This window comes from Acinetobacter higginsii, from assembly GCF_000369845.1.
GTDB classification, from domain to species: Bacteria; Pseudomonadota; Gammaproteobacteria; order Pseudomonadales; family Moraxellaceae; genus Acinetobacter; species Acinetobacter higginsii.
Genome location: NZ_KB850215.1, coordinates 230,846 through 248,814 on the forward strand (window position 1 = coordinate 230,846; position 17,969 = coordinate 248,814).

The 17,969-nt window shown below is 34.9% G+C and carries 14 protein-coding genes; 12 read left to right on the top strand and 2 right to left on the bottom strand.

The features are described 5' to 3' along the window. The first annotated feature begins 45 nt into the window (after positions 1 to 45). Positions 46 to 1,190, top strand: a protein-coding gene (locus F885_RS20720) for an IS3 family transposase (protein ID WP_085944219.1) whose coding sequence is annotated in 2 segments (ribosomal slippage) — positions 46 to 310 and positions 310 to 1,190 — 1,146 coding nt in all. Because the reading frame shifts where the segments join, the coding sequence is not laid out codon by codon here. 166 nt (positions 1,191 to 1,356) lie between these two features. Here the strand turns inward: F885_RS20720 and F885_RS08540 are convergent. Continuing rightward, a complete protein-coding gene (locus F885_RS08540; RefSeq protein WP_005317488.1) occupies positions 1,357 to 1,644 on the bottom strand; it encodes a hypothetical protein in 288 nt (95 codons plus the stop codon). A gap of 274 nt (positions 1,645 to 1,918) precedes the next feature. Here F885_RS08540 and F885_RS20725 point away from each other — a divergent pair, with 274 nt between their 5' ends. The 11 genes from F885_RS20725 to F885_RS08490 all read left to right on the top strand — a co-directional run bounded on the left by F885_RS20725 (position 1,919) and on the right by F885_RS08490 (position 16,316). Then, on the top strand, positions 1,919 to 2,206 hold the full coding sequence (locus F885_RS20725) for a hypothetical protein (RefSeq protein WP_005317490.1): 288 nt from the start codon (positions 1,919 to 1,921) through the stop codon (positions 2,204 to 2,206). A gap of 58 nt (positions 2,207 to 2,264) precedes the next feature. Next, a complete protein-coding gene (locus tag F885_RS08535; RefSeq protein WP_005317492.1) occupies positions 2,265 to 3,305 on the top strand; it encodes a DUF932 domain-containing protein in 1,041 nt (346 codons plus the stop codon). Positions 3,306 to 3,470: 165 nt separating this feature from the next. Further along, a complete protein-coding gene (locus tag F885_RS08530; protein ID WP_005317495.1) occupies positions 3,471 to 4,514 on the top strand; it encodes a YqaJ viral recombinase family nuclease in 1,044 nt (347 codons plus the stop codon). Positions 4,515 to 4,724: 210 nt separating this feature from the next. Then, complete coding sequence (locus tag F885_RS08525) at positions 4,725 to 5,654, top strand: recombination directionality factor (RefSeq protein WP_005317498.1); 930 nt, start codon at positions 4,725 to 4,727, stop codon at positions 5,652 to 5,654. A gap of 49 nt (positions 5,655 to 5,703) precedes the next feature. Further along, a complete protein-coding gene (locus F885_RS08520) occupies positions 5,704 to 5,931 on the top strand; it encodes a helix-turn-helix transcriptional regulator (protein ID WP_005317501.1) in 228 nt (75 codons plus the stop codon). Between the two features lie 106 nt (positions 5,932 to 6,037). Further along, a complete protein-coding gene (locus F885_RS08515; RefSeq protein WP_005317504.1) occupies positions 6,038 to 7,264 on the top strand; it encodes an ABC-three component system protein in 1,227 nt (408 codons plus the stop codon). Next, on the top strand, positions 7,257 to 7,937 hold the full coding sequence (locus F885_RS08510) for an ABC-three component system middle component 1 (RefSeq protein WP_005317507.1): 681 nt from the start codon (positions 7,257 to 7,259) through the stop codon (positions 7,935 to 7,937). Before F885_RS08515 ends, F885_RS08510 begins: the two co-directional genes overlap by 8 nt. Next, entirely contained in the window at positions 7,894 to 10,233 is a 2,340-nt protein-coding gene (locus tag F885_RS08505) for an ATP-binding protein (protein ID WP_005317510.1), read from the top strand. Before F885_RS08510 ends, F885_RS08505 begins: the two co-directional genes overlap by 44 nt. 137 nt (positions 10,234 to 10,370) lie before the next feature. Then, the gene (locus F885_RS08500) at positions 10,371 to 12,092 is read left to right on the top strand and encodes a site-specific DNA-methyltransferase (protein WP_005317513.1); all 1,722 of its coding nucleotides are present in this window, start codon (positions 10,371 to 10,373) and stop codon (positions 12,090 to 12,092) included. A gap of 3 nt (positions 12,093 to 12,095) precedes the next feature. Further along, positions 12,096 to 14,783 carry a DEAD/DEAH box helicase family protein gene (locus F885_RS08495; protein ID WP_005317517.1) on the top strand — a complete coding sequence of 896 codons (2,688 nt, stop codon included), beginning with the start codon at positions 12,096 to 12,098 and terminating at the stop codon, positions 14,781 to 14,783. Between the two features lie 24 nt (positions 14,784 to 14,807). Then, complete coding sequence (locus F885_RS08490; protein ID WP_005317520.1) at positions 14,808 to 16,316, top strand: DUF6035 family protein; 1,509 nt, start codon at positions 14,808 to 14,810, stop codon at positions 16,314 to 16,316. 389 nt (positions 16,317 to 16,705) lie between these two features. On the opposite strand, the gene F885_RS08485 is transcribed toward F885_RS08490, so the two are convergent. Then, the gene (locus F885_RS08485; RefSeq protein ID WP_005317523.1) at positions 16,706 to 17,902 is read right to left on the bottom strand and encodes a tyrosine-type recombinase/integrase; all 1,197 of its coding nucleotides are present in this window, start codon (positions 17,900 to 17,902) and stop codon (positions 16,706 to 16,708) included. Positions 17,903 to 17,969 lie beyond the last annotated feature (67 nt).

Genomic DNA, 17,969 nt, shown 5'->3' on the forward strand with positions numbered 1-17,969 from the left:
ATAAGTGATATTTTGCTCCCCAAATGATGTTATAAACATCAATATATGGAGTATTTTATGGCACGTAGACCAAGAAGAAATCATTCAAATGATTTTAAAGCTAAGGTAGCACTTGCTGCGATTAAAGCAGAAAAAACACTTGCTGAATTGAGTGCTGAATTTGATGTTCATCAAAACCAAATTATCGACTGGAAAAATCAACTGATTTCAGCTTCCTCGCAAGCTTTCGATCAATCAAAAGCTCCAACAGAACCACCCATCGATCTAAAAAAACTACATGCAAAAATCGGTGAGCAGGCATTAGAAATTGATTTTTTAGAAGGTGTGTTGAAGAAACTGGGCCGCTTCAACCACAAAAGTTAATCGATGACTCACTTCAGATTTCAGTATCTAAGCAAGCTCAGCTGCTGAAAGTCTCCCGTGGTTGTTATTACTATCGCCCAAAACCTGTGAGTGCATCAGATCTGAAGCTGATGCGGTGTATGGATGAGTTACATATGCAATACCCTTTTGCAGGTAGCCGTATGATGCGTGATTTGTTGAATCGTCAAGGACATCATATAGGACGACGTCATACACGTACTTTAATGAAGAAAATGGGCATTAATGCGTTATATTGCAAACCAAATTTAAGCCAGGCTAATCAAGCTCACCGCAAATATCCATATCTGCTCAAAGGATTGGCTATTCAGCGCAGTAATCAAGTGTGGTCTACGGATATAACGTATATCCCTATGGCAAAAGGCTTTGTTTATTTATGTGCTGTGATTGATTGGCATAGCCGCAAGGTACTTGCGCATAGAGTATCGATTAGTATGGAGGTTACATTTTGCATAGAAACATTAAATGAAGCTATTGAAAAATATGGTCGACCTGAAATATTTAATACAGACCAAGGCAGTCAGTTTACCAGTGATGCATTTATTGATGTATTGAAATCAAATGACATCCAAATCAGCATGGATGGTAAAGGTCGATGGGTTGATAATGTGATGGTTGAACGATTATGGCGGAGCGTTAAATATGAAGAGGTGTATCTCAAAGCCTACAGCAATGTTTTGGATGCGAAGAAGCAATTAAACGCATATTTTGAATTTTATAATTTGAAACGACCTCATTCGAGTCTGGACAAAATGACTCCAGATGAGTTTTACTATGACCAGCTACCACAACAAAATAAGGTAGCTTAACTAGAGCAGAGTATCACTTATAAATAAGCTTTTAGTTGTTCAAACATGTGGGACCACCTCTGTCAGCAGTTGAATGATAAAATTAAGGGTGGGTTTAGTCAATCAAGGTTATAAGAACCTAAGCAAAAATATGAGACAAATCAAATGATGTAAGTTTGCGTTGGCACTAATTAGGTGGAGTCCAACCATTGCGTTCTGCTAAAAGTTGCCATTCAGGTTTTTTTTCGCCAACCATATAATTACAATATTGAATTAGGTTTTGAACAATTTGATTATTCCAGCGTTCCAAAGATACAGGAGTTGATTTGTTCGAATACTTATTTCTATGTCGTTCTTGTAAATCATAAGCAACATACCTAATCATTGTAGTAATAACTTCATCATCAGAAATAATTTTAATTTTTCCAAGAGCTGTTAGATGTGAAGATATAGTACGATATTCTGATAAGGACATTATTGTCCGTTCGTAGATGTTAAGATTTTTTGACATTTTAATCATATAATTTCAAATGGTTATAAAAATATTACCTCACTTTCTGTAATTTATTCTATTAAAATAAAATTATATTTTAGAGAGGAAATCTGTACTTTTCGTCATTCCAAATAATTTTAGTTACATAACATCCTAATGAGAATCATGAAGCTTATTTGAGCCACCCATGAAAATATGAAAACACAGCCTGCCATCGAGCGGGCTTTTTTGTGCCCAAAATTTAAGGAGTCGAGCCATGAGCTTGAGCTGTCCCTTTTGTCATTCAACGAATGTGATGTTGGTTGAAGCAAGTATACAACAATCCAATACAGCTTTATCTAGTCTTGGCACACCAGCCACATTAGCTGCATTGGGAGCTACGGTAGCAAAGTCTTTCAATCTGCCACCTATAGTCGGTGGAATAGCAGGAACAGTACTCGGCAGTGTATTGAATTCATTCACTGAACAAAGTGCACCATCACCGCAAAATTTGTGCTTTTGCCACAACTGCTATCAAAAGTTTCCAAGTCATCTTTTGCACTAAAGATTGTCAGTATTAACACATATTCAAATTTCATTTTCAAATTAGAAGGAATAAAACGATGGCACATCAAATTGAACAAATGGCGTATGTTGGTGAGGCCCCTTGGCATGGACTAGGCAATCAACTCACCCAAAATCAACCGATAGAAGTCTGGGCGCAACAGGCAGGAATGAACTGGCGGATTGAATCCTCTAATGTCAGTTATATGGCACAGAATGAACGAGGACAGAGAATTATCATGCCCTATGAAGAACAACGTGTTTTATATCGCTCTGATACCCATGCACCACTATCAGTCGTCAGCCAACGCTTTCAGGAAGTCCAACCGAGAGAGATTTTGGAGTTCTATCGTGACCTGACTGAGCAATCAGGTTTTGAACTTGAAACAGCAGGCGTACTCAAAGGTGGAAAGAAATTCTGGGCATTGGCACGCACAGGACAAACTTCATCGCTCAAAGGTAAAGATGTTAGCAATGGTTATATTCTTTTGGCTACGGCTTGTGATGGAACACTCGCCACCACTGCACAATTTACATCCATTCGAGTGGTGTGTAATAACACGTTGGCGATTGCACTAAAAGGACAAAATAGCAGTACAGGCGTGGTTAAAGTTCCCCACAGTACCAAGTTTGATGCAGATAAGGTCAAACAGCAATTGGGTATTTCAGTCCGTGGATGGGATGAGCACATGTATGAGATGAAACAACTCAGTCAACGTAAAGTCACCCAGTATGAAGCAGCTGCTTATTTCGATGCTGTGTTTAATAACACCACGATGAGCATCACTGACCAAGAAGACAACATTATTCAGTTCTATCGGGATGTCGCCACTCAAGCACAAGCCAAGGGCAAGGAAAAATCTGAACCGAATGCCAAGTCGATGAGTAAAGTCATGGAGATGTTTAATGGTCAGGGACGAGGAGCAAACCTCTCTTCAGCCAAAGATACCGCCTATGGATTACTGTGCTCGATCACTGAATTTATCGACCATGAACGTCGTGCAATGAGTACCGATCACCGACTCGATTCAGCGTGGTTCGGTACAGGTGCATCGATCAAGCAACGAGGATTAGAACAAGCTCTCAGCATGATTGCATAGTGCGAAATATACATTTTTCACTCATGGAAAGTTAGACCTAAAACCGCATTTTAAAACGAAATATTAAATTTTAAAAATAATTAAACCATGGCTTCGGCTGTGGTTTTTTTATGCCCGAAATTTGTCATTTGAATCAAATACTCTCATTAAAATCAGGACTTCAATATGAACACCGCAATTTTAAACCCATCTATGCAACAGGCAAGTACGCCTTTTATTGCACCAAAATTGTTTACTGCAAAACGGCTAGTCAATACCAAAAATATGACTCAAGCAGAATGGTTAGAAGTACGTCGTCAAGGTATCGGCAGCAGTGATTGCGCCGCAGCCTGTGGACTCAATCCCTATATGTCGATGCTTGAACTATGGATGATCAAGACAGGACGAGTCAAACAGTCGATTGAAGATGAAAGTGCAGGACATGCCCCTTTATATTGGGGTAAACAACTTGAACCTTTGGTCGCTGAATACTACAGCATGCACACCAAAAACAAAGTCCGTCGTATCAATGCAGTGCTGCAACATCCCGAAGCGGATAAACATTTTATGTTGGCTAATTTGGATTACTCCGTGGTAGGCAGTGATCAAGTCCAAATTTTAGAATGCAAAACAGCAGGTGAACACGGTGCAAAGTTATGGCGAGATGGTGTGCCTTTATATGTACTCTGCCAAGTACAACATCAATTGGCTGTGACAGGTAAACAGGCAGCACATATATGTGTGCTGATCTGTGGACATGAAACTCGTATCTATAAAGTCACACGCAGTGAAACCGTGATCAAACACATTATCAATGCTGAACGTTACTTTTGGGAATGTGTCGAAAAAGATACACCGCCTGATGTCGATGCCAGTGAATCAGCAGCCAGAGCCATTCAGCAGCTCTACCCACAGCATATGCCATTAACCGTGGAAGACCTCAGTCAAAATGAACAGGCCAATCGATTATTTAGCCAATTGTTGAAAGAGAAGCATCACATTGAAATCCACCAAAACAACTTTGATGAAACCAAACATCAAATTCAAATGTTGATGAAGGGTGCAGAACGAGCGACTTTTGCCACTGGCTCAGTGACATGGAAGCGATCTAAAGACTCCATTACTTTAGACAGTAAGGCTGTACTCAAACTTCATCCCGAAATGCTTGAGCAATTTCCACAAAACAAAGTTGGGACACGACGTTTTCAAATCTATAGCGATGATGACTGACCCTATCGAAACCAAGCGTCTATATCGCTAACTATATAGATGAAATATCCATTCTTCCCAAAAGCGCAAAAAAACCACCCCCGATCTACCGACTCCCGAAGGAGCGGTAGACCAACAATGGCGGTTTTTGCGAAGTCGTAGCTTTTCATATTTCTGTTTACTTACATAACAAGGGGTATGCAGTAAAATTTTATTTATAGGACAAACAACATGATTAAAGGTTTAGCAATTACACCGCCAATACTTGGCAGAATCAGTATTGGTAAAGTGGTCGAAAAGAACGGTAAACGTCTGCCTGAAAAAGATGACCAATTTACTATTACCAGTCAAATCCAAGGTAAGGAGGGATGGATCAAACACCCCTTAGATGAACAGCTCAGAGCCAAAGCACAAAACCAAAAACTCAGAACCATTCCAGTACGAATGATCTTTAATGATCCTGAACTCAATTTACGGGCTGAGTACAATTTATTCGACCGCCAAACAGGTCGCCCCATTTGTGTAGGTAATGGAGAAACTTGTCAACGTCTGACTAATCAAGGTGTAGAACAACATCCATGTCCATCGCCTGATTTATGCTCATTAGCACAAGGTGGCAACTGTAAGCCTTATGGACGTTTGCATGTCAATTTAGATGAATCAGATGAACTTGGAACATTTATTTTCAGAACCACTGGTTTTAATAGCATTCGGACTTTAGCAGCACGACTGAGTTATTACCATGCTGCTTCTAATGGCTTGCTTTCGTGTTTGCCACTGCAATTGACTTTGAGAGGTAAGTCCACCACACAAAGCTATCGAACCCCTGTGTATTACGTGGATTTAACTTTACGTGATGGTGTCAATCTTCAACACGCCATTCAAACGGCAAAGGATATAGATCAACAAAGTAAGCAGAGCGGCTTTAATCAAACAGCTTTAGATCAGATGGCACTGCAAGGTTATAGCAATGCTAGGTTTGAAGTGAATAGTGAGGAAGGATTAGATTTAGTGGAGGAGTTTTATATGGAGGAAGCTTCTGAAGCTGAGCATGCTCAAGCAGAAACTAAAACTAGAGCTAAGTCTAGACCGAATCAGGGGGAAGGATTTGTACAGGATATTCAGCAAGGTTTACAACGAAGTGTGAGGGCAGTGAATTAGCCCATTTTCTAAGCTTGGTTCGATTTTTAATAGTAGTAGGAGAAATTAAATGTATTTATCGGATGATCAGATGTTTCACATGAACCAAATTATTAGGATTAAAGAAGTTATTGCAGTTACGGGCGTAAGCCGTTCAGTTATATATGAAAAACTTAACCCTCAATCTAAGTGCTACGATGCAACATTTCCTAAGCCAATTAAGTTGAGTGTGAGTTGTGTTGGTTGGTCGGCACTTGAGGTGAATCAATGGATTGAGCGAAGGTTAGCAAGTCGATAGTTATGGGGGCGAAAGCTCCCAAATTTGAAGTAGTTTAGTTTTTTGCAAAAAAATAGATTTCATGTATATTAGAAAGAAATAAAATTTATAAATAATAGGGTTTTATATGACAGAGGAGCTGCCTGACAGTGCAATATCATCTTGGGGAGGCTTCGTCTATCAAGGAAAGATAGCACTTTTTCATTCGATTAAGCTTCTATTGGATGAAAGCTTCGAGGGGAAAGAAGTTAAGAAATTTGCTTTACAGCTGGATAGTACTGATGACTTTGCCATTTATTCGGATGGCATTGCAATATCGGTTCATCAAGTTAAGGCTAAGGCATCACCTTATAGATCTGCATTTGAAAAAGCATTAAATAAGTCATCAAAAATATGTATAGATTGTTGTCCTAATACAAAAAGATACTTCCATATCGCTAATGAAATTGATGATTCTAGTGATTATGAAAATGAGAAAAAAGCAATAGTTGAATTTTATAAATATGATGAAGATTCTTATTGTAAATTAGATCGAATTGAGAGAGTAATTAAAGAAAAAATAGAAGAATATTTGAATAAGAATTCTTTGGAAAACTCTTTGCTACTTGTAGAGCAGAAATATCATTATTTATCAGAAATGATCACTTCAAAAGTTATTGAAATTCATTCCTTGATCCATCAGGGAACAAGTCAGAATAGAGCGGCTTATGAAAATACAATTGAAAGTGATTTAATTTTAGAAATTTTAATTACAGACTTTAATTTAGTACAGGATCTTCCATATGAGATGAGAAGGTTGCGAAATCTTTTTGCTGATACTTTGGAAAATTATGTATGTGAGAGTAATGAATATTTTACAATACAACAAATAGGCTTATTTAATGAGGTTTTTAAGCATATTTATAAAATGGATGATGCTGAGTTAGAATATATAAAACAATCTATCCGCTTATCATCTTCTGATCAAATAAGGAATGATGATGTAAGTACTTATGCTGAAATTATTACCGATATCTCAGCTAGTATTGTATTGGTTGACCTTCCTCATTATTCTAAAGAGTTAAAAAAATACTTACCTACAGCCTTGAAATTGCAAGATAGACGTGCTGAATCATTTAAAACTAAATTGATAGAACAACTTCGTAGTAATAATTTATTAGTAAAAATTTTATATGAGTACAATATTTTAATATCAGGTAGTGAAGTTCACAAAAATATTGAAATTAATGCTTATAATGACAGTGTAACACGAATCACTATCGATGATATTGAGGCTGAAAATCATATATTAAAAGAGCTTCCAGTAAAAGTAATTTGTACCAATGCAGCGCAAAGCGAGTTAAATAATGCTTAAAAAAATTATGCACGAAGCTGTGAAAGATTCAGGATTTATTTTAGAAAAGTCTTCAGATAATACAAATTTTTTCATTAAAGAAAATGGTGGAGCTCAAAGGTACTTAATTGTACATGTCTTAGATCAGCTATTATCTGTTGAAAGTATTCATAAGCTAATCAATGAATCTCTTCCAGATGAAATGCAAAAGCAACCTGCTTTTAAGAAAAATTGTGATTTAATTATTATTTACAAAGTTAATTTTTTAAATGATTTTAATGAAATAGAAGAACAAGTTTTAGAAATAGAAGAAAACCCTTTTTACTTCAAAAAATATTTTTTTTATTATTCAGATGCTGAAGAAAAACTACTTCTTGGAAAAAGTTATGAGGATTTTAAGAGCCAAATTAAGAAAATGGATGAGTTTGATGAATACAAAAAAGATCCTCTAAAACCTTCATTCCATAGTTTGGTTACAAGATTGTTTATTAAATTTCCATTTCTAGAAATTCCAAAATTTAGTAAATCATTTCAAAATCTGTTTGATAGTGTAAGTGAAAAAGTAAATGCTGAAAATTTAGTCAAAACCTATGATTTGATTGGAAAATATGAAGCAGATAGTATTGATGAAGTTATAGCGGAGTTATTAAGTGAAGAATTGGAAAATATCAAAGCTTCAGATTCAAGCATTTAAAGCATTTACAAAGATAGAATTTGATTTCAATAAGTCTTCATTGATTACTTTAGAAGGTCCAAATGGGTATGGAAAAACATCTACTTTTGATGCTATTGAATTGTTATTTACAGGAAAAATATCTAGAATATCAGATCTTTATAAGCTTGTGATGGTTGAGACAAAAAAGAAGTTCAAAGATAATCTATATTGGAACAAAAAAAGTGGTGAGGTTGATTTAAAAATTAAAGTAGAGTTGATGAATGATCATGATGATGAAAAACTGTTTTTTGTTAGAATGGGGTTTGTCAATGATTTAAAAGTCGAAATTAATAATAAAGCTAATAATTTTGATATTTTTAGTTTATATAAATTAGATGATTTTAACTCTGAACCTACTGAGAATAAGTTAGAAAATAATTTTTTTGAACAGTTTTTTGGTGAAAGTTTTTGTTCTAACTATTCAATGTTAAATTATTTACACCAAGGTCAGAGTCAATTTATTTTTTCGAAAAAAATCACTGATCGTAAGAAGGCTTTGGAAGAACTAATAAAAACAACTGAAATAAAGAAACGTATTGATATTTGTAATAAAGTCGAAAGTAAATTAACAAAACAGGAAAAAGTACAAAAGGTAGAAATTGATGAGATAGATGCTAAGTTAAAAAATATCTTGGAAAAAAATATTTCTGAAAATGAATATGATGTTATATATAAAAAAATATCTACACAAAGAACATCTCCAAAATGGGATGATGAAGAAATTTTTTTACAAGAGGCTGATGTAAATTATAATAATTTTATAAAAGAAATTGATCTATTAATAGAGTGTTGTAAAAGAAAAGAAGATATACGCATAAGAAATCAAAATTCAGCTATTGAAAAATTTATCATTGATAATGATAGTTCTTTGTTGCTGCTTGTATCTATAGGTAAGCATATAAGTAATTTTGATAATCTTCAATTGATTAATAAAAGACTCTTAGAGGTTGATCAAATTTTATTAATATTGGATAAGGATTTTAATGCTATTTCTCAAGAGGAAATTACAAAATTAAGTTCTTTAGGGGTGTTTATTTCAGATAAACTTAAAGAAAATATTATTGAGAAAGATAAGAAATTAGCATTGCTCTCAGAAAAAAAAGCGAAGTTATTAGAGCTTAATAAAATGCGAGAGGATTTATTTGAAAAACATAAACAAAGTTTTGGTGAGGATGGAACTATATGCGCTTTATGTGGGGTAGATTGGGGAAGTGTAGAAAAACTTATTGAAAATATAAGGGTGATTTCAGATTTATATTCAAAAGAAATTGGAAGTTCAACAGAAGATCTAAGTAAGGTCTATCTGATTATTTCTTCTGAGTTAAAGTTGATTAAAGAGTTATATATAAAAGAAAAAGATGCTTTTTTAAAAGATTTTAATATTAATTTGTTCACCAAATTAAATATAAGCCAAAACTTTTTTAAAACCTTGAACGTTTTGAGTTCTCGTCTTGAGAAAATGGCAATAAGTTATTCTTCTGAATATACAGATGATGATATTGAATTGGAAATTAGAAAAGATAAAATTATTTCTAATTTAAGAGGTTTAAAAAAAATAGAAGGAGATGTTCTACCTGTAGGGTGGGAGGAAGCTATAAGTGTAACTTTTGAGAAACATAAAGATTTCTATGACTTACTGGAAGATGATTTAAATCATAAGAAAAACTATGTAAATAAAAAGTTTAAAGACTTTAAGGATTTTGAACTTCAGCAGACGAAAAAATTGTTAAAGGAAAAGAGTGATTTATATAATGCAAACTTAAATGCAAAAGCTAAAATAATTAGGTTGAAAAAAACACTAATTGAAACTGAACGTGATTACTCTTCAAGAATTATCGCTAATATTGAATTAATATTTCATATCTATAGTGGGCGCTTAATACAAAATTATCAACGTGGTCTAGGACTGTTTATAGACTATGCAGAAGGGCAGCAAATTCGCTTCTGTACTGCGGAAAGTTCTGACCATGATGCGACACTAGCAATGAGTTCTGGTCAATTGGCTGCATTGAGTCTAGCTTTTTTCTTATCATTAAATAGAGTTTATTCCGAGAACTCTTTAGTTTTAATTGATGATCCTGTGCAATCCTTAGATGAAATCAATATTGCATCTTTAACTGACTTATTACGTTGCGAGTTAAAAGATAGGCAATTAATCATTTCCTCACACGAAGATGATATTTCTAGATATATGAGATATCGATTTGAACGGGCTGGTTTATCTCAGGTATCGATTCATATGCAGAGCCATAATACAGATAGTTTAATTCAATGAAACTAAAATAGACCAAATTGATTAGCACGTCAGAGGTTGTCACACTTATGAGAAGGCGTGAGTAAAAATCTAGGGTTGAGTCTTTTTAAAATGGTAATCTATGCCAATTGCGGAGTTTATGTTTTTGGGATTACTTAATGCCTACTTTAAATTGGATAGGAAAAGAAGCAGTTGAAAAGCACCATAAAGAAGTTCCTTATCGATTACTAGAACCTGTGGCTGGACTTTCATGCAATGAGGATGAACAGGGCGGCAATCTTTTAGTTCAAGGGGATAACTTACATGCATTGAAGGCACTTTTACCACGCTATGCAGGAAAAGTTGATTGTATTTATATTGATCCTCCATATAACACTGGGAATGAAGGGTGGATCTATAATGACAATGTAAACAGTCCTGAGATCCGTAAGTGGTTAGGGGAGATTGTGGGGAAAGAGGGCGAAACGCTAGATCGACATGATCGTTGGTTATGTATGATGTATCCTCGACTATCTATGTTGAAAAGCTTTCTTAAGGAAGAAGGCGTAATTTTAATTTCAATAGATGATAATGAAGTAGCAAATTTACGTTTAATTATGGATGAAATTTGGGGTGTAAATAACTTTATATGTCAGTTAGTTTGGGAAAAAGGGAGAAAAAATGATGCAAAATATGTATCAGTAGGGCATGAATATATTCTTATTTACGCTCGAAATAAAAATAAACTCAAAGAGAAAAATATAAAATGGCGGGAGAAGAAACCTGGCGCTGATGAAATTCTTATAGAGCTAAATCGATTAAGAACGTTATACAAGAATGATTATGCTTCAATTGAAAAAGACCTATCCAAATTTTACAAAAATCTAGCGAAAGATCATCCTTCCAAAAAGCATTCAAGGTATTCCAAAGTTGATAACAAAGGAATTTGGCGTGACGACAATATGTCATGGCCAAAACCTGATGGGCCTAAATATAATGTTATTCATCCTGTTACAGGCTTACCTTGTGCTATTCCGCCGAATGGTTGGAGATATAGTACTTTAGAAAAAATGCAAGAACAGATAGGATTAGGAAAGGTTGTTTTTAGAGAGGATCATAGTGAGCCACCTATAAGAAAGACATACTTAATACAAACAAGTGAGGACGAATTTGATGATGAGTCCGCAGTGCAAGTTGCTGGAAGCTACTTTTATAGAAGTGCCTTACAGGCAAAAAATGAATTGAGAGATATTTTTAAAAAAGAAATTTTTGATTATCCAAAAGATAGTGATGTTTTAGCAAGATGGATAGATTATGTGACTCCAAAAGATGGGTTAGTGCTGGATAGCTTTGCGGGTTCGGGTACAACAGCACATGCAGTATTAAAACTCAATGCAAATTTTGGAAGTAATAGAAAGTTTATTTTAGTTGAAATGGATAAAAATATTGCTACAAAAGTCACTTTTGAAAGAATTAAAAGAGTAACTAAAGGTTATATAAATAGGAATGGGGAAGATATAGAAGGGTTGGGTAGTAGTTTTCAATTCTGTAAGCTTTCACAAGAACCATTGTTTAATGCCAGTGGTCATATACGCAATGATGTTTCATTCTCGCAATTGGCTGAATTTGTATGGTTTTGTGAAACAGGTACGGGCTATACAGGAAAAGCGGACTCTCCTTTACTGGGAATTTATGAAGGTCGTGCAATTTATCTACTTTATAATGGAATTTTAAAAGATCTTACCGAACAAGGTGGCAATATTCTTACAAAGCAAGTATTTGATGTTCTTCCGAAGTTTGAAGGAGTTAAAGTGATTTATGCGGCTGCTAATCGTTTAGGGGGCAAGGCTAAACGTGAAAATATTGTATTTAAACAAACACCATATGCTTTAGAGGTTTAAGCTATGACTGCGTATATTGCTAAAGAATATCAAGATCAAGTATTAGACAGTGTAAAAGCGTATTTTCAAGTCTGTCATGAGTTTGCAAACGCATCTACGGCCTTTTATGTGACTACAGAACGATTGTGGGGTAAGGGGCAAACCTATAATGCATTAAATGGGTTTAATAGTGAGATGCCTTATTTTTGTTTACGTGTGCCGACGGGTGGGGGAAAGACATGGTTGGCAAGTAAAAGTGTAGCATTAATAAATAAACATTTTTTGAGAGTAGCTCAAAGTATCATCTTGTGGTTAGTTCCAAGTAAGACGATACGTGAACAAACTATTACTGCTTTAAAAAATAAACAGCATCCATATTCATCAGCATTACGTGAAGCAGGTGAAGTCACAGTCATGGATATTGAAGAAGCAAAAAGCATTACTCGTTCAACGCTTTTAACTTCAACAGTTGTTATTGTTGCTACACGCCAAGCTTTTCAAGTAGAAGAAGAAGAAAGTAGAAAAGTTTATCAAAATAATGGTGCGCTAATGCATCATTTTGAGCATCTAACAGAAGAACAAAAGTCAGAATTATTAACAGAGGGAGAAGGGAGTGATCTAATAGTTCCAAATTCTTTAGCTAACGTTCTTAGATTACATCGCCCTTTTATTATTGTTGATGAAGCACATAATAGTCGTACTGAACTTGCTTTTGATATGTTAGCTCGTTTTAAGCCAAGTGGCATTATGGAGCTTACAGCAACACCAGATACAGTGAGAACTCCAACCAATGTTTTACATAGCGTCTCTGCTGCTGAATTAAAAGCAGAACAAATGATTAAATTGCCGATTGTTTTAGAAACAGAATCAAATTGGCAACAATGCTTAGCATATGCGATTCATAAAAGAGAGTCTTTAGAACATATAGCGTTAGAAGAACAGAGACAGGGTTTTGAATATCTGAGACCGATAGTACTTATTCAGGCTGAAGCAAAAAGTAAAGTTCGTGAAACATTGGATATTTATGCTGTACTTAATGAACTAGAAAATAATCAGAATATTCCAAGAGAGCAGATCGCTCTTGCTACAGGAGATGAGAAAGAACTTGAAGAAATTACAGCAAAGTATCCTAAAGGAATTTTAGATAAGGCTTGTAAAATTAAGTATGTAATTACTCAAAAAGCTTTAGCTGAGGGTTGGGATTGCCCATTTGCTTATATTTTAGTGAGTATGGCTTCTGTGCAATCAAGTACAGCAGTTGAGCAATTATTAGGGCGTATTCTTAGACAGCCAAATGCATCACATAGACAGAGTGAACAGTTAAATCAATCTTATGCTTATGTTGTATCAAAAAGTTTTTCTGACACCGCTGAAACTTTGAGAGATAGCCTAGTTGAAGGGGCTGGTTTTGATACTAAAGAAGCGGCTGAATTTGTTAAAGCAGGTACGGGTGAGCAAGCTCGTTTGGACTTTGGAAATTCTAAAATTATTGTGAAACCAATAACAATTCCGTTACCTGAAAAGCCAGATTTAAAGTCTGTTACACCTACGGTAAAAAAGAAAGTAGAATGGAATAATAAAACCAATGAATTGACGATTATTACCCCGTTGACTAAAGAAGAGACTGTGGAACTAACGAAAACTGTTTCACAACTAGAGTCAGTGCAGCAGATTGAGAAAGGGGCCGAGGTTAGCCGTCAATCTATCGAATATTTTCAGACACCTGCGGAATTGGGTAAAGAGTTTAAAGTCCCACTATTAGCATTATCGGTTCAGGGCGAGCTTCAATTATTTGATGATCCAGAAGTTCTTGAATATCCTTGGAATTTAACAACAGTAGATGCAAAAGTTTTGCATGATGATATTTCAATTTTAAATTCAGCTTATGCTTCAAATGATTTTGGAACTTTAGATATTGATGAGACTAAAGGTAAGGTAAAAGTTACTTTTCTTCCAAAACTTCAGAGAGATTTAGGTTTGGTGTATAAACCTGAAAATTGGGATGAAGTCAAATTAGCAACTTGGTTATGTAAGAATATCTTAGAAGAATCATTAACTCATGAGGCTAAACGAAATTTTGTTCTTGCGTGGCTAAATGATTTGTTAAGTAAAGATGATTTTGATTTGGCTCGAACAAATACTCAGAAATATATAATTCGTCAGTTGATTGAAAAAAGAATTAATATTTTACGAAAGGAAGCTGTTAATGATGCTTACCAAAATTTCTTATTTGGCAATGATGAGCTTCATCAAATAACAGTCTCAAACGAACAAGAATATCAGTTTAATTTCCATCCAAATGTTTATGCACCTTCTCGCGATGATAATGGTGAATACGGATATTATGCATTTAACAAACATTATTATGGCCGTATTGGGGCTTTTGATAGTGGTGAAGAGTTTGCTTGTGCATGTTGGTTGGATCAGCAAGCAGTTAAAGGAAATATTGAGTTTTGGGTGAGAAACTTAGTTCGTAAAGAAGGCTGTTCTTTTTACTTGCAAAAGGGAAATGGTCGCTTCTATCCAGATTTTATATGTAAACTACCTAATGGAAAAATTTTAGTGGTTGAATATAAAGGGGCTGATAAATGGAAAGCTGCTAAGGATGATCGCCAAATTGGGGAGCTATGGGCTAATTTATCAGAAGGACAATGTAAATTTATTATGATTAAAGATAAGCGCTTCGATCTGATTGAGAGCTTGTTAAGCTAATTTAAGTAATAGTTGGGAGAGTACATGAAGTTAATTCATATCATTGATACCGATCAAAATATGTGGATTGATGTTGATGTATTCTTTCAACAATCTGAAATGGAACTTACACAATGGCGTAGTCAAATAAGGGAGCAATATAAAAGGAATAAAACCAAGCCTCATTTTACATGTGCTTGGTGTCAATCACCTGTAACCCTCGCTAGACGTACAGATCACATGCAGATCAACACTTCGGCAACATTCTTTTTCAGACATATTCCTGAGTTGGAAAATACCCCAAACTTCAAGTGTCCTGTAAAGCATATTAAAAAGCTATCGGAGCAAGAAAAAACTGCTTTAAAGTATCAGATTGCGAAAGAAACCCAACAACATAAATTGCTAAAAGAGAATATATATAAGAGTCTACAAGTAGATGAATCTTTTAGTGATATTCATATTGAACAAGTTCGTAAAAGCATTGACCTAAAGCAATGGCGTAGACCAGATGTATCTTCGTTATATAAAAAGCAATTAGTTGTTTTTGAAGGACAACTTTCTACAACTTTTTTGAATGTGATTATTGATCGTAAGATTTTTTATCAAGATAACAATGCTTGCTTACTATGGATTTTTAATCATTTTGAACCAACAGAAAAAGCGAAGAAGCAGTCAATGCAAGATATTTACTACAACAATAATGCAAATGCATTTGTAGTAAATGATTCTACAGTCGCGCAATCAATTAAATCAAAAGCTTTTACTTTAGAGTGTCATTATCTAAAGCCTGAAATACAGAATAATCAGATTGTTAATAAATGGAATAAAGAGTTCATTGAGTTTCAGAATTTAGTCCATAACGAATTTACAAAGCAAATATACTTTTTTGATTATGAAGCTGAATATCGAAAGTTAAAGCAAAAATTAGGCTTACGACATAGTTATTTACAAGAGAGTAAGAATCAAAAAGATAAACTAAAAGTTCAAAAATATATCGAATCACTAGAACAGGTTGATCTTGAAACACAAGTTCCATCAAAAACTAAATCTGAATTATTGGTCGAGTTTACTAAACTATGGATAAAAACTCATTATCTTACTGACAATCAATTCAACTATGAGTGGTTCTCTATTCGTAAGGAGCTTGGGCTAATGGGAATTAGTACTCCTAAATATCTTTTACATGCGCCCTATAAAACAGTGGTTAACTCAATTTTAAGTGCAAAATTTGGCTATGCTGTAGGTAATAATATTAATGATATGGTGAGTGTGGCTCATAACTTGATGGAACATCATCCAGCTTACATTAAGCATTTTATGCTTACTTTAAAAGTAACTGGAAAAGCTAACTTATTGAATGAGAGAGATAGTTCGGGTAAATGGAAAGAACGCTATAAAAAATATACCCAACAGTCAGAGGATGCCAAAATTTATAATCATGATTTAAATCAATTTATTGAGTTTTTAGTACCTGAGTTTGAAGGACGTTTGATTTCTTGGGGGGAAGGTAGTACACCTTATTCTAATGCACAATTTGGTGGAGTAAACCAATAATGAAATCTCAAAACCCTTATAATATTACTTCTATAATCATTCATCTGAATGATTGCACAGTGCTAGGAAGAATATCAGATATTTGAAAGTTTTAGATGGTATTTATAAATGTTTGAATAAATTATAAATATGATATTGTTGAAAAATTAATTTTTGGTTTCTAAAAAATGACAAAGATGAGTTGTACGAATATATTGGGGCATAATTATGTCCTAATAGGCGAAAAGCAAAACAAGATCTTGAAAAAACATGAGCATTTAAATCTAGCTCCTTCATATAGAGGAATCTATAAATGCTCATACTGTGGTAAAGAAATAACATCCCTTTCGTATATAAATCCTAAATTCTAATATTAATTCTATTACTTTGGTAAGAGCGTGGCTTTCGATCTAAGCTCTTTTATGTTTAGGAAAAGGCACAGTTTTATTACGTAAACTATCAATAAAATCTGACCAGTCCTGCATCATCTTGGTTCGATATTCTAAATGTTGAGCATGGTTGTAAGCCTGCGATACAGCATTACCAACCCTATGAGCTAATTGAATTTCAATTGCATCATGCATGTAGCCCTGTTCATGTAAGGTTGTAGAAGCAAGTCCACGGAAACCATGTCCAGTCATTTTCCCGTTATAGCCCATTGTACGGATTACACACAAAATTGCATTACTACTCATAGGGTTGGCTGTGCTGTGGTTATAAAAAACATACTGTTTTTTGCCTGTGAGTGGTAATAAGCTCTTTAGTAGTTCAATTGCTTGCGTAGATAATGGAACGAGATGAGGCAAAGCCATTTTCATTCTTTCGGCTGGTATACGCCATATCTTGTTGTCGAAATCGATTTCACTCCATTCCATCATTCTGAGTTCAGCAGTCCGTACAAAAGTTAGAGTCATAAACTGAATCGCAGTTTTGATCACAGGATTACCATGATAACGATCCATGCGTTCAAGAAAAGGAGGAAACTCCGAAATATCCAATCTAGCCATATGCTTCACTTTACGAGGTTTTAAGGCTTCGTGAAGGTGAGGTGTTGGATCATTCTCAATCAATCCTTTACGAATCGCAAAACGGAAAATACGTCCAGTTAAAGGGATAGAGCGTTTCGCCATTTCTTGAGCACCACGTGCTTCAATTTTTTTAGCACATGCGAGTACATCTTTCCCCTTGATTTGATCAATGGGCATGTTACCCAATGCAGGGAATATGTCTTTTTTAAAAACAGATAAATCACGTAGATAGGTTGCTTCTTTAATGACGGCTTTACGATCTTCCATCCATTCCATCGCAAGAACTTTAAATAGCTTACTTTCATCAATTTGCTGAAGGCGGTTATTTTTTATGGCATTAGGATCAATATTTTTATAAAGCTGTATACGAGCTTCATCACGGGTACGGCGAGCTTGAGCTAGTGAGGTTTCAGGATAGCTTCCAATGGTTAAAGTACTTTCACGACCGTTGAAGCGATACTTCAATCGCCAGAATCTTCCACCTGAAGGCGTGACCTCAAGGTACAGCCCTTTTTCATCGGCATAACGCTTTTTCTTTTCAAGCGGCTTTATTTTTCTAACGTGTGCATCTGTCAGCATTTTTAGCTATTTCTTTAGGATTTGGGGGACGATTTATAGTATAACCAAATCATCCCCCACTTGTCCC